Annotated in this window: 17 protein-coding genes; 3 read left to right on the top strand and 14 right to left on the bottom strand. The window is 71.6% G+C overall.

What is annotated here, in order from left to right; genetic code table 11:
- Positions 1-15: 15 nt before the first annotated feature.
- From OG737_RS22150 to OG737_RS22135, 4 genes are all read right to left on the bottom strand, one after another.
- Positions 16-1,446, bottom strand: coding sequence for a sugar porter family MFS transporter (locus tag OG737_RS22150; RefSeq protein ID WP_328927867.1), 1,431 nt, complete (start codon positions 1,444-1,446; stop codon positions 16-18).
- A gap of 218 nt (positions 1,447-1,664) precedes the next feature.
- Positions 1,665-5,357 (bottom strand): AAA family ATPase, encoded by a 3,693-nt coding sequence (locus tag OG737_RS22145; protein ID WP_405921893.1) that lies wholly within the window; start codon positions 5,355-5,357, stop codon positions 1,665-1,667.
- A gap of 184 nt (positions 5,358-5,541) precedes the next feature.
- Entirely contained in the window at positions 5,542-5,760 is a 219-nt protein-coding gene (locus OG737_RS22140; RefSeq protein WP_328927865.1) for a hypothetical protein, read from the bottom strand.
- 349 nt (positions 5,761-6,109) lie between these two features.
- Positions 6,110-6,391 carry an acylphosphatase gene (locus OG737_RS22135; RefSeq protein ID WP_328927864.1) on the bottom strand — a complete coding sequence of 94 codons (282 nt, stop codon included), beginning with the start codon at positions 6,389-6,391 and terminating at the stop codon, positions 6,110-6,112.
- Between the two features lie 137 nt (positions 6,392-6,528).
- Here OG737_RS22135 and OG737_RS22130 point away from each other — a divergent pair, with 137 nt between their 5' ends.
- The gene (locus OG737_RS22130; RefSeq protein WP_405921892.1) at positions 6,529-7,494 is read left to right on the top strand and encodes a CAP domain-containing protein; all 966 of its coding nucleotides are present in this window, start codon (positions 6,529-6,531) and stop codon (positions 7,492-7,494) included.
- Positions 7,495-7,507: 13 nt separating this feature from the next.
- Here OG737_RS22130 and OG737_RS22125 read toward each other — a convergent pair whose 3' ends face one another.
- On the bottom strand, positions 7,508-8,113 hold the full coding sequence (locus tag OG737_RS22125) for a flavodoxin family protein (RefSeq protein ID WP_328927862.1): 606 nt from the start codon (positions 8,111-8,113) through the stop codon (positions 7,508-7,510).
- 125 nt (positions 8,114-8,238) lie between these two features.
- Here OG737_RS22125 and OG737_RS22120 point away from each other — a divergent pair, with 125 nt between their 5' ends.
- A complete protein-coding gene (locus tag OG737_RS22120) occupies positions 8,239-8,646 on the top strand; it encodes a helix-turn-helix domain-containing protein (RefSeq protein WP_328927861.1) in 408 nt (135 codons plus the stop codon).
- On the opposite strand, the gene mutM is transcribed toward OG737_RS22120, so the two are convergent.
- The 9 genes from mutM to OG737_RS22075 all read right to left on the bottom strand — a co-directional run bounded on the left by mutM (position 8,619) and on the right by OG737_RS22075 (position 17,566).
- Positions 8,619-9,479, bottom strand: coding sequence for a bifunctional DNA-formamidopyrimidine glycosylase/DNA-(apurinic or apyrimidinic site) lyase (gene mutM, locus OG737_RS22115; RefSeq protein WP_405678354.1), 861 nt, complete (start codon positions 9,477-9,479; stop codon positions 8,619-8,621). The genes OG737_RS22120 and mutM overlap by 28 nt on opposite strands.
- 131 nt (positions 9,480-9,610) lie before the next feature.
- Entirely contained in the window at positions 9,611-10,471 is an 861-nt protein-coding gene (gene rnc, locus OG737_RS22110; protein ID WP_328927859.1) for a ribonuclease III, read from the bottom strand.
- 19 nt (positions 10,472-10,490) lie between these two features.
- A complete protein-coding gene (rpmF, locus tag OG737_RS22105) occupies positions 10,491-10,664 on the bottom strand; it encodes a 50S ribosomal protein L32 (RefSeq protein ID WP_003965982.1) in 174 nt (57 codons plus the stop codon).
- Between the two features lie 2 nt (positions 10,665-10,666).
- Positions 10,667-11,317, bottom strand: coding sequence for a DUF177 domain-containing protein (locus OG737_RS22100; RefSeq protein ID WP_328930439.1), 651 nt, complete (start codon positions 11,315-11,317; stop codon positions 10,667-10,669).
- A 129-nt stretch (positions 11,318-11,446) separates the two neighbouring features.
- Complete coding sequence (locus tag OG737_RS22095) at positions 11,447-12,460, bottom strand: cell division initiation protein (protein WP_405921891.1); 1,014 nt, start codon at positions 12,458-12,460, stop codon at positions 11,447-11,449.
- Between the two features lie 103 nt (positions 12,461-12,563).
- Positions 12,564-13,043 carry a pantetheine-phosphate adenylyltransferase gene (gene coaD / locus OG737_RS22090; protein WP_328930438.1) on the bottom strand — a complete coding sequence of 160 codons (480 nt, stop codon included), beginning with the start codon at positions 13,041-13,043 and terminating at the stop codon, positions 12,564-12,566.
- Positions 13,044-13,057: 14 nt separating this feature from the next.
- On the bottom strand, positions 13,058-13,636 hold the full coding sequence (rsmD, locus tag OG737_RS22085) for a 16S rRNA (guanine(966)-N(2))-methyltransferase RsmD (protein ID WP_328927857.1): 579 nt from the start codon (positions 13,634-13,636) through the stop codon (positions 13,058-13,060).
- Between the two features lie 44 nt (positions 13,637-13,680).
- Complete coding sequence (gene recG, locus OG737_RS22080) at positions 13,681-15,876, bottom strand: ATP-dependent DNA helicase RecG (RefSeq protein WP_328927856.1); 2,196 nt, start codon at positions 15,874-15,876, stop codon at positions 13,681-13,683.
- Positions 15,877-15,913: 37 nt separating this feature from the next.
- Complete coding sequence (locus OG737_RS22075) at positions 15,914-17,566, bottom strand: DAK2 domain-containing protein (protein ID WP_328927855.1); 1,653 nt, start codon at positions 17,564-17,566, stop codon at positions 15,914-15,916.
- A gap of 242 nt (positions 17,567-17,808) precedes the next feature.
- On the opposite strand from OG737_RS22075, the gene rpmB reads away from it, so the two are divergent.
- Positions 17,809-17,994, top strand: coding sequence for a 50S ribosomal protein L28 (gene rpmB, locus OG737_RS22070; RefSeq protein WP_007266795.1), 186 nt, complete (start codon positions 17,809-17,811; stop codon positions 17,992-17,994).
- The last annotated feature ends 79 nt before the right edge of the window (positions 17,995-18,073 follow it).

The raw sequence follows: 18,073 nt of genomic DNA, 5'->3' as shown, positions 1-18,073 counted from the left end.
TGTTGGCGGGGGTGGTTACCCCATCTCCTCCAGCGCCTTGCCCTTGGTCTCCGGCACCCACTTGAGGATGAAGGGGATCGAGAGCAGGGCGAAGACGGTGTAGATGACGTACGCGCCGGACAGGCTCCAGTCCGACAGGGACGGGAACGACACGGTGATGACCCAGTTGGCGATCCACTGGGCCGAGGCGGCGACACCGAGGGCCGCGGCCCGGATGCGGTTCGGGAACATCTCGCCGAGCAGCACCCAGACCACCACGCCCCAGGACAGGGCGAAGAAGAGCACGAAGGCGTGGGCGGCGATCAGCGCGACCGTGCCCTGGGTGCTGGGGATCGAGATGGTGCCGCCGATCTCCTCCTTGAAGGAGAACGCCCACGCGCACAGGCCCAGGGAGACGGCCATGCCCGCCGAGCCGATGAGGGCGAGCGGCTTGCGGCCGATCCGGTCGACGAGAACCATCGCGATCACCGTGCCGATGATGTTGATGATCGACGTGGTGAAGGAGTAGAGGAACGAGCTGGTCGGGTCGATGCCGACGGACTGCCACAGCGAGGAGCTGTAGTAGAAGATCACGTTGATGCCGACGAGCTGCTGGAAGACGGAGAGGCCGATGCCGATCCAGACGATGGGCAGGAAGCCGAAGCGGCCGCCCAGCAGGTCCTTGAAGGTGGACTTCTGCTCGGAGTGCATCGCGTGCTCGATCTCGGCGGCACGCGCGTCGATGTCGATCTTCGAGCCCTCGACCTCGCGCAGCACCTTCTTGGCCTGCTCGGTGCGGCCGGCGGAGATCAGGTAGCGGGGGGACTCCGGGATGACGAAGGACAGCAGCCCGTAGATCACGGCCGGGACGACCATGACGCCGAGCATCCACTGCCAGGCCTCCAGGCCGGCGATCTCACCGCGCTGGTTGCCGTCGGCGAGGTTCAGCAGGCCCCAGTTGACGAGCTGGGAGACGGCGATGCCGATGACGATCGCCGCCTGCTGGAAGGAGGCGAGCCGGCCGCGGTAGGCGGCCGGGGACACCTCGGCGATGTAGGCGGGGCCGATGACGGAGGCCATGCCGATGCCGAAGCCGCCGATGACGCGCCACATGGCCAGGTCCCACAGGGCGAACGGAAGGGCCGAGCCGATGGCGCTCGCGGTGAAGAGGACGGCAGCGATCTGCATGCAGCGGATGCGGCCGATCCGGTCGGCCATGCGGCCGGCCGTGGCGGCGCCGATGGCGCAGCCGATCAGCGCGGCGGCGATCACCTGGGCGAGCGCCGCGGACCCGACGTCGAACCGTTCGCGGATGGCGACGACCGCGCCGTTGATGACGGAGCTGTCGTAGCCGAAGAGGAAACCGCCCATCGCCGCGGCCGCGGCGATGAAGATGACGTGCCCGAGATGGTCGGGGCGTGCCGCCCGGCCTCCGCCCGACGCGGGTGCGTTCGCTGTGCTGGTCAAGATGCGCTCCTGGGCCCGGCGCCGACGGCGGGCGGTGTGGGGGTGTGCGTCTGTGCGCGTGTTCCTCCAGTGGCGCACAGCAAACTGCTCACCACCACCTGAACGTCGGACACGGCACAGCAGAGCCTATGGCTTCACTTTCTGAAGTCAAGAGCGAGGAAGAACCGGTCATGCCGGAGTGAAGAGGGCCAGAGCGTTCACTTCCTGAAGTGAACTGGTCAGCGCAGCCGCTGACTGATGACCTTGGAGACCCCGTCGCCCTGCATCGAGACGCCGTAGAGCGCGTCGGCGACCTCCATCGTCCGCTTCTGGTGGGTGATGACGATCAGCTGGGAGCTCTCCTGGAGCTCCTCCATGATCCGGATCAGCCGCTGCAGGTTGGTGTCGTCGAGCGCGGCCTCGACCTCGTCCATCACGTAGAACGGGCTGGGCCGCGCCTTGAAGATGGACACCAGCAGGGCCACGGCCGTCAGCGAGCGCTCGCCGCCCGAGAGCAGCGACAGCCGCTTGACCTTCTTGCCCGGCGGGCGGGCTTCGACGTCGACGCCGGTGGTCAGCATGTTGTCGGGGTCGGTGAGAACGAGTCGGCCCTCGCCGCCGGGGAACAGCCGCGAGAAGACCCCCTCGAACTCCCGGGCCGTGTCCCGGTACGCCTCGGTGAAGACCTGTTCGACGCGCTCGTCGACCTCCTTCACCACGTGAAGGAGGTCGGCGCGCGTCTTGCGCAGGTCCTCCAGCTGCTCGCTGAGGAACTGGTGGCGCTCCTCCAGCGCCGCGAACTCCTCCAGCGCGAGCGGGTTGACCTTGCCGAGCTGCTGGTAGGCGCGCTCGGCCGCCCTGAGCCGCTTCTCCTGCTGGGCGCGGACGAAGGGGCCGGGCAGGTTCCGCGGGTGCCCGGCGTCCTCCGGCAGCGTCTCGCCCTCGGCGGGCGGGGAGGGCGGCACCGGCTGGTCGGGCCCGTACTCGGCGACGAGCCCGGCCGCCTCCATGCCGAACTCCTCCAGCGCCTTGGCCTCCACCGCCTCGATGCGCAGCCGCTTCTCGGCCCCCAGCACCTCCCCGCGGTGCACGGAGTCGGTGAGCTTGTCGAGCTCGCCCTTCAGGTCCCGGCCGCTGTTCCTGGCCGCGGCGAGCTCCTGCTCGCGCAGGCCCTTGGCGTACTCGGCCCCGGCGCGCTCCTCGTCGGCCCTGCGCAGCGACACCTCCACGTGCGCGAGCAGCTGCCGGGCCCCGTCGGCGACCGCCCGGGCCACTTCCGCCTCGTGCCGCAGCCGGGCCCGGCGGCGTTCGGCGCGGGTGCGGGCCTCACGTTCCGCGCGGGCCGCCCGGTCGAGCGAGTCTGCCCTTCCCGCCAGCCCCTTGACCCGCTCCTCGTGGGTCCGCAGCTGCAGCCGGGCCTCCATCTCGGTCTGGCGGGCGTTGGCGCCGTCGGCGGCGAGCCGGTCCCGCACCGCGGAGTCGGGCTCCTCCTCGACCGGCATCTCCTCGGCCGTCGCCAGCTGCTCCGCGCACTCCTCCACGTCCATCAGCGCCTGCTCCAGCGCGTCCTGGGCCTTGGCCGCGGCGGCGGCAGTGCGCTCGGCTTCGCCCGCGGCCCCCTTCGCCTGCCCGGCGAGCCGCCCGAGCTGCTGCGCGACCCCGGCGCGGGCCTGCTCCCCGGCCCGCCGGCGCTCGGCGAGCTCCTCGACCAGGGCCGCCGCGGCCTTGCGCCGCGCCTGGGCGGCCGCCTGTACCTCGCCCAGCTCCAGGCACCGCGCGTCCAGCCGGGCCAGCTCCGCCGCCGCCTCGTCGACGGCCGCCTGTACCTCGATCAGGCTGGGCGCACCGGCGGAGCCGCCGTGCGCGAGGTGCGCGCCGAGGACGTCCCCGTCCACGGTCACGGCCACCGCGTCGGGCCGCGCGGCGACGAGGGTCTCGGCCTCGTCGAGCGTCCCGACCACGAAGTGGTCCCGCAGGACCCACCCCACGGCCCGCGTCGCCTCCGCGTCTCCCCCGACCAGCTCCGCGGCGGGCACACCGGAGGGGCCGGGCAGAACCCGGTTCCGGGAAGCGGTGGGGTGAGGAGAGCCTCCCCCGGCCTCGGCCAGGACCTGGCCGGGGACGGCAGCCCCCGGGCCCGAGACCCGGCCCGGCAGCGGCGGGGCGGACGGATCGGCCGGGACGTGGGCCGGGGCCTGGCTCTGGGCCGGCAGGACCGGCGGCGGGGTGATCAGGAGGGTGGCGCGGCCGGCGTCCGTACCGCGCAGGTGACGGATCGCCTCGGCCGCCGCGCCCGGCGAGGCCACGGCCAGCGCATCCGCCGCCGAGCCCAGCGCAGCGGCCACCGCCGCCTCGTACCCCGGGGTCACCGACAGCCGCTCCGCCGCCGGTCCCAACAGCCCGGCCAGCTGCTCCCGCGCCATGAGCAGCGCGCCCGTGCCGTCCTTGCGGCGCAGCCCGAGCGCCAGCGCGTCCCGCCGCGCCGACACCGCCGCGCGCGAGCGTTCCGCCGCCGTCAGGGCGTCGCGCGCCGCGCCCAGTTCGGCCTCCGCCGCCGCGAGCGCGGCCCGGGCGGACTCGTACTCGCCCTCCAACGAAGCGTCGTCGAGACCGCCGACCTCCTCCGCCAGGGCCTCGTACTCCTCCTGCGCGGCCACCGCCCGAGCCTCGGCCTCGTCCCGCGCCGCGACGAGCCGGTCGATCTCGGCCTGCGCGGCGCCCGCCCGGGAGCGGGCCGCGCCGAGCCGCCCCGTCAGCCGGGCCAGTGCCTCGCGCCGGTCCGCGATGGCCCGCGCGGCCTCGCGCAGCCGCCGCTCCTCCGCGGCCAGTGCCCGCTCCAGCTCCGCCCGGTGCGCGGCCGTGTCCTCCAGCGCGTGGGAGGCCGCCTCCAGGGCCGCCGTCAGTTCCGCCTCCTGCTCGCGGATCCGGGCGGCCTCCCTTTCCATGTCCTCCGGGTCGCGCCCCCGCCGCTCCTCCTCCACGGGGGCGGTCGCGCTCTTGACCCGCGCGTCGGCCAGGGACGCGGTCCCCCGTACCCGCTCGGCGAGCTGCGAGAGCTCGTACCAGGTCCGCTGCGCCCGCTGGAGCCGCGGCGCGAGCTCCCGTACGGCCTCCTCCAGTTCCGCCTCGCGCCGCAGCGCCTCGGCGAGCCGGGCCTCGGCGGCCTCCTTGCGTTCCTTCAGCGCCGCCTCGTCCGCGACCTCCGCGTCGAGCGCGCGGCGCAGCGTGACCAGGTCGTCGGCGAGCAGCCGGAGCCGCGCGTCGCGCAGGTCCGCCTGGATGACGGCTGCCCGCCGGGCCACCGCGGCCTGTCGGCCCAGGGGCTTCAGCTGGCGCCGCAGCTCTTCGTTGAGGTCCTGTACGCGTGCGAGGTTGGCCTGCATCGCGTCCAGCTTCCGCAGCGCCTTCTCCTTGCGCTTGCGGTGCTTGAGTACGCCGGCCGCTTCCTCGATGAAGGCGCGGCGCCCCATGGGATCCGCGTGCAGGACGGAGTCCAGCTGGCCCTGTCCGACGATGACGTGCATCTCGCGGCCGATGCCGGAGTCGGAGAGCAGCTCCTGGATGTCGAGCAGGCGGCAGGTGTCGCCGTTGATCTGGTACTCGCTGCTGCCGCCGCGGAACATGATGCGGGTGATGGTGACTTCGGCGTAGTCGATGGGCAGCGCGCCGTCGGAGTTGTCGATCGTGAGGGAGACCTCGGCGCGGCCGAGCGGCGGACGTCCGGTGGTCCCGGCGAAGATGACGTCTTCCATCTTCCCGCCGCGCAGGGACTTGGCCCCTTGTTCGCCCATGACCCAGGACAGCGCGTCCACCACATTGGACTTGCCGGAGCCGTTCGGACCCACGACACAGGTGATGCCGGGTTCGAAGCGCAGGGTGGTGGCGGATGCAAAGGATTTGAAGCCGCGCAGGGTCAGGGACTTGAGGTGCACGCCGCCGGACTCTACCTTTCGCGTTCGGTTTCACCCATGAAGGTGCAGGGCACAACTGAGCTCAAAAGGAATCAGCCGCCCACCTGGCCTCATGCCGTGGGGCGCGGCGCCGAAAGAAAGAAGGGACGCCGGAGCGTCCCTTGCAGATCATGCGGGGCTGGAGTCGAGCGACGAATTGAGCGGATCAGGTGAGCGCAGGCTCCGCCTGGGGTACGTCGATCTCGATGCTGTCGAGCAGCGAGTCTCCGTCGTGGTGAGCGGCGGCCGCGTTCAGCGCGTCATTTTCGGACTGAATCCGTACGAGCTCGGACTCAAGGTCCTGGACGCGCTGCTGGAGCCGTCGCATCTCGGCGAGGAGTCGCGGATCGGAACCGCCGACGTAACCGAGAAGCGCCTTTGCCATGATGGATGGTCCTCCACACTGAGTGACCGACCGAAGTGGTGTGGGTCGTGAGGGAATCGCACCCGCGGATGTCCGGCAGCGACTGACAGTCACTGCGCTTACTACTGCCAACACTGCCAAACAGCTCAGGTGCGCGGGGCTTCCAGCGTCTCACCAAAAAGTTTGACGGTCAACACGATCACGCCCCGTATCGGCGGGCAGCCCGGGCCCCGCAAGGGGCGTGGAGATCATCCGCATCTCCGAGCCTTCCACGGATCGTCCGCGTCGGCAACGCGTCGGCGGAGAATGCGCAGATCCGACCGTGTGCGGACGATCTCAGGGTGTGATCAGTACATGATCAGGCGATCCGTCATCTGATCGCGAACCCGTCGTAGCCACCGCGCGGTGTGCCCCAGATCTCTGTCACTCCGTTCACCTGGCCGGGCGTGTCGGACGACTGCAGCCAGTCGAGCAGCCGGTGGCAATTCTCACGTTGACCTTCGGCCACCACCTGCACTCGCCCGTCGTCGAGATTGAGCGCAAAGCCGACGAGCCCGCCGATCTCCAGAGCGTTCTCCCTGGTGAACCAGCGGAAGCCCACTCCCTGCACACGGCCTCGCACCCAGGCGATCAGGCGGACGTCTTCATTCATGCGTGAACGCTAACGGGGCAAACACTTTCGGGACACATCGCCCCCCTGGCCCCACTGCCGTACAGTCGCGCACCAATGAACTCACCCGTTTGGGTGAGTTAGGACGATCTTGACCTGGTAAGGAAGGCTCGACGCCGATGGGACGCCACCGACTCCACGCCGCACCGAACCGCGGCGGCAAGCGCGGCACCGCCCTGCGCACCGGCCTTTTGGGCGTCTCGGTGGCCGTGGCCCTCGGGACCGCGGCCGTCACCACCGGCATGGTGCCGGTCAGCAGTTCCTTCCCCTATGTGGGGATCGCCGGTTCGGGTTCCGCAGACAAGACGGAGGCAGCGGCGAAGCCCACGCCGAGCCGCGCCCACAGCACGCCGGAGCAGCAGGGGGGTCTCGCCAACCTGTCCGGCCGCGCCTCCGCGGGCACGGGTACCGCCGCCGGCCCGTCGGCCTCCCCGTCCCCTTCCGCCTCCCCCTCCACCTCGGCCCCGGCCTCGCCGAGCCCGTCCGCGTCGGCTTCCGTGCCGACTTCCGCGCCCGCTTCCGCTTCGCCCCCGCCGAGCGCCTCGGCCGCGGCGAAGGCCTCCGCGAAGCCCGTGGCGAAGCCCGTGGCGAAGGCCTCCGCGAAGCCCGTGGCGAAGCCGGCCGCCAAGGTCCCGGCGAAGCCCGCTCCCGTACCGCCGAAGCCGCCCGTCCAGGTGCCGACCGCCGCGCCGGTGCCCAGTGACGGCCACTCCGCCGAGGAGGCCGCGGTGGTGGCCCTCGTGAACCAGGAGCGCGCGATGGCCGGGTGCGGTCCGGTCCGGGCGAACCCGCCGCTCGCGGCGCTGGCCGGAGCCTTCAGCAAGGACATGGCCGTCCGCGGCTTCTTCGACCACACCGACCCGGACGGCAGCACCCCCTGGGACCGCGCGGCCAAGGCCGGGCTCTCGGGCCTCGGCGGCGAGAACATAGCCCGCGGCCAGGGCGACGCCGAGGCCGTGATGAAGGCCTGGATGAACAGCCCGGGCCACAAGGCGAACATCCTCAACTGCGAGTTCCGCACCCTGGGCGTCGGCGCCTACTTCGCCGCCGGCGGCCCCTGGTGGACGCAGGACTTCGGCTTCTAGGGCCGAAGGGGGATCAGAGCGCGGCCAGCGCCGCGCGGCCGGCGACGACGACACGGGTGTGCTCGGCGACGCGCCGGCCCAGGTGCTCGGCGGTCGCGATGTCGGCCTTGTGGACCGCGTCCGCGCCCTCGTCCGAGTTGGACTGCGCGGCGGCGCCGGCGAAGACGCCGAGGCGGTTGAGGTCGTTCTCCGAGGCGGTGCTGGAGTTCCAGCCCGGCTTCAGGCCCAGGTTGACCCAGCTCATGCCGTGCTGCGCGGCCAGGATCTGGAAGAACTGCAGGGTGTGCAGCTTGTCGCCGCTCTTGGAGGCGGAGTTGGTGAAGCCGGCCGCCACCTTGTCCTGCCAGGCGTCGCCGAACCAGCGCTTCGAGGTGGCCTCGGCGAAGACGTGGAAGGCGCCGGAGGCCGTGCCCATGTAGGTCGGGGAGCCGAAGACGATCGCGTCGGACGCGTCGAGCAGCGCCCACTGCGCGTCGTCGATCTCGTCGACCTTGATCAGGTGGACCGTCGCGCCGGCCTCGGCGGCGCCGTTGCGGACCGCTTCGGCGACGACGGCCGTGTGGCCGTAGCCGGAGTGGTAGGCGATCGAGACGACGGGGGTGTGCGTGGTTCCGGACAAGGCGGTTCTCTCCCTCGGGGAAGTGCTCGCCGCACACGGGGCGTGGTGCGACGAAAGAAAGAGAACCACTAACTTTTAGAAAGCGCAACCCATTGGATAGCGCTGCCCGAGGGTACGCTCTCCTCATGGACACACCAGCGTTCTGTACCGAAGCCGACGGATCCGAACTACCGTTCGATGCATTCGCGCGCGCCTGCCCGTCCCGCGAGACCCTTGAGCACGTGACCGGCCGTTGGGGCAGTCTCACCGTGGGCGCGCTGCGCGAGGGCCCGTGCCGCTTCAACGAGCTGCGCCGCCGGGTGGAGGGCGTGAGCGAGAAGATGCTCTCCCAGACCCTGCACGCGCTGGAGCGCGACGGCATCGTCAACCGCGAGGCGCAGCCGACGAACCCGCCCCGCGTGGACTACGAACTGACCCCGCTCGGCGTCGAGGTGGCGAACCGTCTGCTCTCGCTCATCCACTTCCTGGAGGGGAGCATGCCTGAGGTGCTGACCGCCCGGCAGACCTACGACGACACGCGCGGAGCCCGCTGACACCGCGGGCAGAAGTAGCTGGACCTGTTCATCCAGGGGCGGCGGCGCATCGGCGTGCCGCAGCGCCGGCAGGGCTCGTCCTCGCGCCCGTAGGCGTCGAGCGAACGGTCGAAGTAGCCCGACTCGCCGTTCACGTTGACGTAAAGGCTGTCGAAGCTGGTGCCGCCCACGTCGAGGGCGGCGTTCATGACGTCCCGGACATGGCCGAGGAGTTCCGCGCTCCGGGGGCGCGTGAGGGTCGCGGTCGGGCGCTCGTAGTGCAGCTTGGCGCGCCACAGCGCCTCGTCCGCGTAGATGTTGCCGACCCCGCTGATCAGGGACTGGTCGAGCAGCGCCCGCTTGACCGTGGTCCGCTTGGCGCGCAGCGCCAGGTGGTAGGCCCCCTCGTCGAAGAGCGGGTCCAGGGGGTCGCGCGCGATGTGCGCGATGACGTCGGGCATCCCGTCGGGCGTGTTCTCGTGCAGCGAGAGCCCGCCGAAGGTCCGCTGGTCCACGAAGCGCAGCTCGGTACCCGCGCCGTCGTCGAACCGCACCCTGATCCGCAGGTGCTTCTCGTCCGGGGCGTCCGTCGGCTGCACGAGCAGCTGCCCGCTCATCCCCAGGTGCCCCAGGACGGACAGGTCCCGCTCCAGCAGGGGCAGCCACAGGTACTTCCCGCGCCGCTGCGGCACCCCGATGGTCTGTCCCGCGAGGCGGGCCGCGAAATCGGCCCCGCCGCCCGGGTGGCGCCGTACGGCCCGCGGGTGCAGGACCTCGACGGCCTCGACGGTCCGCCCGGCCACCCAGCGCTCCAGCCCCCGCCGCACGACTTCGACCTCGGGCAGCTCGGGCACGGTGTTCCTCCGGTGGCGATGCGGTTGTGGACGCTGCCGCCGAGCCTACCGGCCGCGCGTCGGCGCCCGGGAAACGGGACCGCCCCGCCCTTGCGAGGCAAGGGCGGGGCGGGGAAATCCCGAAGGAAGGGTCAGGCGTCCTGCGCCGTGTCGGCGGGCTCCGGCGCCCCGCCGTCCTCGGCTTCGGCCTCCGCCCCGGCCGAAGCCGGGACCTCGACCGCAGGAGCGGCGGCGGCAGCGGCCTCGGCCGCGATCCGCTCGTCCGCCGCGGTACGGATACCGCGCCAGGCGGATTCCGCCGCCTGCTGTTCCGCTTCCTTCTTGCTGCGGCCGGTGCCGGTGCCGTACGAGACACCACCGACGCGGGCGGCAGCAGTGAAGGTCTTCTCGTGGTCCGGACCGGTCTCGGTGACCAGGTATTCCGGTACGCCAAGACCTTCGGCCGCCGTGAGCTCCTGGAGACTGGTCTTCCAGTCCAGGCCGGCCCCGAGGTTCGAGGACTTCTCGATGAGCGGGTCGAAGAGCCGGTGAACCAGCTCCGAGGCCGCGTCGAGGCCCTGGTCGAGGTAGACCGCGCCGATCACCGCTTCAAGGGTGTCGGCGAGGATGGAGGCCTTGTCCCGGCCGCCCGTACCCTCTTCGCCCCGGCCGAGCCGGATGAAGGAGCCGAGTTCGAGGCCGCGCCCGACCTCCGCCAGTGCGCGCGAGTTGACCACCGCGGCCCGAAGCTTGGCCAGCTGGCCTTCGGGGAGATCCGGGTGGGTCGTGTACAGCGTGTCCGTGACCACCAGGCCGAGCACGGAGTCCCCGAGGAACTCGAGGCGCTCGTTGGTGGGCAGACCGCCGTTCTCGTACGCGTACGAGCGGTGGGTCAGCGCACGCACCAGAAGGGCGGACTCGAGTTGATACCCGAGCCGCCCTTCCAGAAGCGTGTGGGACGAGGCCGCGTTGTTACTGTCTGCCTGCTTCTCAGCGTTGGACAGCTCAGACATTGCGCCTCTCACCAGCCGCTCAGACCTCGAGGACCTGGCGCTTGTTGTAGGTGCCGCAGCTCGGGCACGCAATGTGCTGGAGCTTCGGCTCCTGGCAACGCTCACACGAAACCAGGGTGGGGACCGCAGCCTTCCACTGCGACCGGCGGTGGCGCGTGTTGCTGCGCGACATCTTCCGCTTCGGAACAGCCACGGCTACTTCTCCTGCTTCTCGGCGGCGCCCTGAACTCCGTCAGAGGCAGTGCCGCTCATGTTGTCCTTCTCGCCGTCCTGATCGGTCACGACGAGTCCTTGCAATGCCGCCCAACGGATGTCGACGGCGTCATGGTGGTGGTCCGGGTCGTCGTTCAGGCTGAGCCCGCAATCGGGGCACAGTCCGAGACAGTCCTCCCGGCACACCGGCTGCAGCGGCAGTGCGAGCACCACCACGTCGCGCAGCACGGGTTCGAGGTCGAACAAACCGTCCTCGAGGAAAAGCGTGTCCTCGTCGTCCTCGGCGTCGTCGGCCGGTTCCGCCTTGGAGCGGCTCCGGTCGTCGGCGTCAGGGTACGAGAACATCTCCTGGAAGTCCGCCTTGAGCTCACGCTCGACGGACTCCAGACACCTTACGCACTCCCCTACGGCCGATGCACGGGCGGTGCCTGTGACAAGCACCCCTTCCATGACCGACTCCAGGCGGAGCTTGAGCTTCACCGGACTGCCTTCCGGCACCCCGATGACCCCGGCGAGACCGAAGTCCGCCGGTGCCGCGATCTCACGGGACAGCCGCTGCATGGCACCAGGACGCCGACCCAGCTCGTGCGTGTCGAACACGAGGGGGTTGCGGTGGTCGAGGCGGGTATTCAGGGCCGTTCCTGCTTTCACGGATCGCTAAAGATCAAAAATTCCGCCGCTCAAGGGCAGCATGGACCGCGGTGCATACGCGCGACCGAAGAGCCAGGATACCCGGCGCCGCGCTCTGCGCCCAATCCGGGCCTAGCGACCCTGTTCGTACTGGCGCAGCTGGTCCAGGTTGATCATGCTCGTGTCGAAGAAGCTGGTCTCGTCGAGCGAGGGCTGCTGGGCCTGCGGCTCCTGGTACGCGGAGTACGGGTCGGGCTGCTGCTGGTAGCCCGCGTAGGGGTCGGGCTGCTGCTGGTAGCCCGCGTAGGGGTCCTGGTGGTCCTGGTAGGCGTAGCCGTCCTGCTGCTGGGGCTGCTGGTAGGCGTACGTGTCGTACGCCGGCTCCGGCTGGGCCGGGATCGGCGCCTGGAGCTGCTGGGGCTCGGCCAGGCCGGCCAGGAAGTCCGCGTCGCTGGACGAGCGGGTCTGCTGCCCGCCCGCCGCGTCCTGGGCGGCCATGTGCGCGCCGAGGTCGTCCGTGGGCACCCGGCCCAGCAGCTTCTGCCGGCCGCGCCCGACGGCCTCCAGGGTCTTGGAGAGCACCGCCTCGAAGGTCGCCAGCTTGGTGTCCACGTACGCGTCCGCCTGCTGCCGCTGCGTCTCGGGGTCGTGGCTGCGCTCGGGCGCGTCCGCGTCGGGGTAGCCCTGCTCGTCCAGCCCCGGGCCGCGGCCCAGCAGCTTCTCGCGGCCCCGGTCCACCGAACCGATGGTCTTGGTCAGCACGACCTCGAAGTTGGCGAGCTTGCTGTCGACGTAGTCGTCGGCCTCGGCCCGGATCTCCTCGGCCTCGCGGCGGGCCTCGTCCAGGATCCGGTCCGCCTCGGCCTGGGAGCGCCGCGCGACCTCGGTGTCGGAGATCAGCGAACCGCGCTGGCTGTGGGCGGACTCGATGATCCGCTCCGCCTCCCGGCGGGCCTCCTCGACCATCTGCTCCCGGCCGCCGATGAGCTCCTGCGCCTGCGCGAGCGAGCCGGGGAGCGCCTGGCGGACCTCTTCGAGCTGGGCGAGCAGCTCGGCGCGGTTGATGACGCAGGAGGCCGACATGGGCATGGACCGGGCCCCGCCGACGGCCGCGACGATCTCGTCGAGCTTCTTCTGCACGTCCATGGGGGCTCGCACTCTCTCGGCCTCGGGCGGTTCCTGAGACGGACGGGTCGACTTTAAGGCCAGCGGGCGGGCCCCCGACACTGACTGACGGACCGTCAGTCGCTCAGCGGTCGCGCAGCCGCTCCATCAGCGCGGTGTGCACGTGCGCCGGCAGCAGGTGGGCCACGTCGCCGCCCCAGGCGGCGACCTCCTTGACCAGCGAGGACGACAGGAAGCTGTAGGTGGGGTTCGTCGGCACGAACAGCGTCTCGACGCCCGACAGCCCCATGTTCATCTGGGCCATCTGCAGCTCGTAGTCGAAGTCGCTGACGGCGCGCAGGCCCTTGACGATGGCCGGGATGTCACGCTGCTTGCAGAAGTCGACGAGCAGGCCGTGGAAGGACTCGACCTGGACGTTCCCGTAGTCGGCCGTCGCCTCGCGGATCAGCTCGATCCGCTCCTCGACGGTGAACAGCCCCTGCTTGGACTGGTTGATCATCACGGCGACGTGGACCACGTCGTAGAGCCGGGAGGCGCGTCCGATGATGTCGAGGTGTCCGTTGGTGATGGGGTCGAAGGACCCCGGACAGACGGCGCGGCGCAACTTAACTCCCTCGTTCATGAGTCTTCGCTGGTGAAGGCGGCGCGACCGTACCAAAGGGTGCCCTCGCCGTACTTCCGCGACCGGAGCGGCTCGAAGCCCTCGGGCCACGGGAAGGCGCCGCTCCTGGTGCTGCGTTCCACGGTGACGAGCGCATCGCCGGTGAGCCAGCCATTGGACCGGAGTGTGAGGAGGATCTCGCGGAGATCCCCGTGGTCCACGGCGTACGGAGGGTCCAGGAAGACGATGTCGTACGGGTCCCCGGCCGCGGTGGCCGCCACGATCTGCTCGGCCTTGCCCGACCGGAATTCGGCGCCGGGCAGGCCCAGCGTCCTGATGTTGTCGCGGATCGCCTTGGCGGCCTTGGCGTCGGCCTCGACCAGCAGGGCGTGGGCCGCGCCGCGCGAGAGGGCCTCCAGGCCGACGGCCCCGGAGCCGCCGTACAGGTCGAGCACCCGGGCCCCTTCGACGCCGTGCAGCGACTCCCAGGTGGAGAAGAGCCCTTCGCGCATCCGGTCCGAGGTCGGCCGGGTCCCGGTGCCCGGGGGCACGGTCAGCCGTCGCCCGCCGGCGCTGCCGGCGATCACGCGGGTCATCTGGGGGGTCCTTCAATCGTCGGAGGGATCGGGCACCCCCATTGTCAGCCCTTCTCCAGGTACTGCTCCCGCTCGGTGTCCAGCAGGGCGTCCAGAGCGGTCCGCAGGCCCGGCAGCCGCTCCAGCTCGGGATCGTCGGCGACGACGCGGGTGGCCTCCTCCCGGGCCTGGGCGATGACCTCCTCGTCCTCGATGACGGCGAGCATCCGCAGCGAGGAGCGCACCCCGGACTGGGCCTGGCCGAGCACGTCGCCCTCGCGGCGCTGCTCCAGGTCGATCCGGGAGAGCTCGAAGCCGTCGAGGGTGGCGGCGACGGCGGACAGCCGGGCCCGGGCGGGGCTCGCCTCGTGCATCTCGCTGACCAGCAGGCACAGGCCGGGCGCGGAGCCCCGGCCGACGCGGCCGCGCAGCTGGTGGAGCTGGGAGACGCCGAACCGGTCCGCGTCCATGATCACCATGACGGTGGAGTTCGGCACGTTCACCCCGACCTCGATGACGGTCGTGGCGACCAGCACCTTGACCTCGCCGGCGGCGAACCGGCGCATCACGTCGTCCTTGTCGGCCGGGTCCATCCGGCCGTGCAGCACCTCCACCGGCAGCCCGGTGAGCGGTCCGCGCGTGAGCTGCTCGGCGATGTCCAGGACGGCGAGCGGGGGCCGCTTCTCGGCGTCGTCCTCCGCGGAGGCCTTCTTCTTCGGGTCGTCCTCGCCGTCACCGATCCGCGGGCAGACCACATACGCCTGGTGGCCCTTGTCGACTTCCTCGCGGACCCGCTCCCAGGCGCGGGCGAGGAAGTGCGGCTTGTCCTTGGCGGGCACCACGTGGGTGGCGATCGGGGAGCGGCCGGCGGGCAGCTGGTCGAGGACGGAGGTCTCCAGGTCGCCGAAGACGGTCATGGCGACGGTGCGCGGGATCGGGGTCGCGGTCATCACCAGCAGGTGCGGGGGCTGCTTCCCCTTGGACCGCAGCGCGTCGCGCTGCTCCACGCCGAAGCGGTGCTGTTCGTCGACGACGACCAGGCCGAGGTCGTGGAACTGCACCTTGTCCTCGATCAGCGCGTGCGTACCGATCACCATCCCGGCCTCGCCGGTGACGAGGTCGAGCAGGGCCTGGCGCCGCGCGGGCATCCCCATGGACCCGGTGAGCAGCACGACCTTGGTGCCCTGGTCGGAGCCGCCGAGCATGCCGCCCTCGGCGAGCTCGCCCATCATCTCGGTGATGGAGCGGTGGTGCTGCTGCGCGAGCACCTCGGTGGGCGCGAGCATCGCGGCCTGCCCGCCGGAGTCCACGACGGCGAGCATGGCCCGCAGCGCGACCAAGGTCTTGCCCGAACCCACTTCGCCCTGGAGGAGGCGGTGCATGGGGTGGCTGGTGGAGAGGTCGTCGAAGATCTCCTTCGAGACGGATTGCTGGCCCTCGGTGAGCGTGAAGGGGAGCTTGGCGTCGAAGGAGTCGAGCAGGCCGCCCGGGGTGGGGCGGCGGGGGACGGCCGGGAGCTGGGAGTCGGCGTGCCGGCGGCGGGCGAGGGCCACTTGCAGGACGAAGGCCTCGTCCCACTTCAGGCGCTGGCGCGCGTCGTCGATGTCGGCCTTGGTGCCCGGCCGGTGGATCTTCAGCAGGGCCTCGGTGAGCGGAACCAGTCCGCGGCCCTCGCGCAGGGACGCGGGCAGCGGGTCCACGGCCTCGTGGACGCCGGGCAGCACCGCGTCCACGCACTTGGCGATCTTCCAGGACTCCAGCTTCGCGCAGGCCGGGTAGATCGGGATGAGCTGGTTGGCGAAGGCGGTGGCCGCGTCCCGGTCGGAGGCGTCCGCGCCGAGCGGCTCGTACGCGGGGTGCGCCAGCTGGAGCTTGTGGTTGAACCTCGAGACCTTGCCGGCGAACATCGCGCGGCTGCCGGGCAGCAGGTCCTTGTGCGGCTTGTGCACGCCGGCGCCGAAGAAGACCAGCTGGAGCCGGCCGCTGCCGTCGGTGATGGTCACCTCCAGCCGTTTGCCGCGGCCCCCGTTGAAGGTCAGGATCCGGGCGTCGGCGACCTGGGCGACGACGGTCACGTGCTCGTCGATCTGGTCGGCGAGCTCGGCCAGCGAGGTCAGCTCACCGCGCTCGGCGTACCGCCGGGGGTAGTGGTGGAGCAGGTCCAGGGCCGTGTGCAGGCCGAGCTGCTCGGCCAGCACCTTGGCGGTGGCGGGGCCGAGCGTCTTCTTGAGGTCTTCGTCGAGCGCGGGCACGTCTTCCATTGCACACCATGCCGCTGACAAGACCGCTGTTCGGCCCTTACTCCACGCCGATGAGGAGCGGCGCCGAGTAGCGCCCGCCGCGGTAGGTGACGGTGTCCACGGCCAGGTGCCCGTGCTGTACGTACGCCTCCAGGCGCTCGGCGAGGGCGTCCGGCACCTCCGGTCCCAGGACCAGGGTGACGAGTTCGCCGCCGGAGCCCAGCATCCGCTCCAGGACGGCCTCGGCGGTCTCGGTGAGGCCCGCCCCGATCACGGCGACGTCGCCGTCGATGAGGCCGAGCACGTCGCCGGCCTGGCAGATGCCGGCCGAGGTGAAGGACTGCCGTTCGGCGACGGCCAGTTCCGCGTAGCGGGTGGCGCCGGCCGCCGCGGTCATGGCGACGACGTCCTCGTCGAAGCTGCCGTCCGGGTCGTGCACGGCGAGGGCCGCCAGGCCCTGTACCGCGGACCGGGTGGGGATCACGGCCACCCGTACGCCGTCGGCGCGGGCCTCTTCGGCCGCAGCGGCCGCGGCGGCCCGCAGTTCGGCGCCGCCGGGCAGCAGGACCACCTCGCGGGCGTGCGCGCGCCGGATGGCGTCGACCAGCTCCGCGACGGCCGGGGCCTCCCCGGGCGGCGCGAGCACGGTGGTCGCGCCCGCCTCGCCGCACAGCACGGCCAGCCCCTCGCCGGGGACGACGGCGACCACGGCCCGCTGGGCGCGTTCGCCCCGGCCCCGGCGCCGCTCGTCGCCGAAGTGCGTGATGCGTATCCGGTACGGCCGGCCGGCGTCGACCCCGGCCTCCACGGCCGCGCCCGGGTCGTCGACGTGGACGTGGACGTTCCACAGCCCGTCGCCGCCGACCACGACCAGGGAGTCGCCGAGTCCGTCGAGCCGTGCGCGCAGCTCCCCGACGGCCGCTTCGGTGGCCTCCAGCAGGTAGATCACCTCGTACGCCGGCCCGTCCTGCTCCTGCTCGCAGGGGTCCGGCGGCTGCGGTACGGGTACGGCCCGGCCGCGCACCGGCTCGGCGGCCGGCTCCCGGCCGGAGAGCGCCTGCCACAGGGCCCCGAGTACGGCGACCAGGCCGCAGCCCCCGGCGTCGACCACCCCGGCCCGGCCCAGCGCGGCCAGCTGCCCCGGGGTCTCGGCCAGGGCGGCGCGGGCCGCGTCGTAGGCGGCCCGCGCCACGTCGGCCGCGGTCCCGGCGGCGTGCTCGGCGGCCTCGCCGGCCCGGGCGGCCGCGGCGGCGACGGTGAGCATGGTGCCCTCCACCGGGTGCGCGACGGCCTCGTACGCCTCCTGCGCGGCCCGGGTCAGCGCCTCGGCCAGCAGCCTGCCGGGCTCCCGTCCTGCGGGCTCGTCGCCGAGTACGTCGGCCACTCCGCGCAGGAGCTGCGCCAGGATCGTCCCGGAGTTCCCCCGGGCCCCGATGAGCGCGCCGTGCGCGAAGGCCCGTACGGCCCGGGCGAGGGAGGTCCCGGCTGTGGCGTGGGTCTCGTCCTCGAAGGCCGCCGTCAGGGCACGGTCGGCCGATTCGGCGGTGAGGTAGAGGTTGGTGCCGGTGTCCGCGTCGGCCACGGGGTAGACGTTGATCGCGTCGATGTCCTCGCGGGCCCGGCCCAGTGCGGCCAGGGCCAGCGAGCTCCAGGTGCGCACCGCTTCGGCGTCGAGCTCGTCAGTGGGCTGCGGCTGCGGCTCGTGGGGCACCGGGCGTTCCTCCTTGTGCGGGCCGGGGTTCACCGCAGGGTAACCAAGGACTGCCCCTGCGTCCGGACCGCGGGGCAGGGGCAGCGGCGGTCATGGTAGTTTTCTTGGACGGACGCAGTCGTTGTATGCTGCTCCGGTTGCCCGACGAGAGTCGGGCCATTCCCCCGGCAAACCACTTCAGACTCTCTGATTCCGGTGCGCCGGATTCACTGTAATTGCATCTGAAGTCTTTGGAGTGACCTGTGGCTGCCAACTGCGACGTTTGCGCCAAGGGGCCGAGCTTCGGCAACAACATCTCCCACTCGCACCGCCGCACCTCGCGTCGCTGGAACCCGAACATCCAGCGCGTCCGTGCCGTGGTCAATGGGACGCCGAAGCGCCTCAACGCCTGCACCTCGTGCATCAAGGCCGGCAAGGTCTCGCGCTGACGCCTCACGTCGTAGCGCAGCCCTTTTCGGTTGCCAAAAGGAAGGCCGGTTCACCTCTGGTGAACCGGCCTTTTGCCTT

Origin of the sequence: Streptomyces sp. NBC_00122 (assembly GCF_045160845.1) — a bacterium.
GTDB lineage: Bacteria > Actinomycetota > Actinomycetes > Streptomycetales > Streptomycetaceae > Streptomyces.
This window is presented reverse-complemented; position numbering and strand designations above follow the sequence as displayed.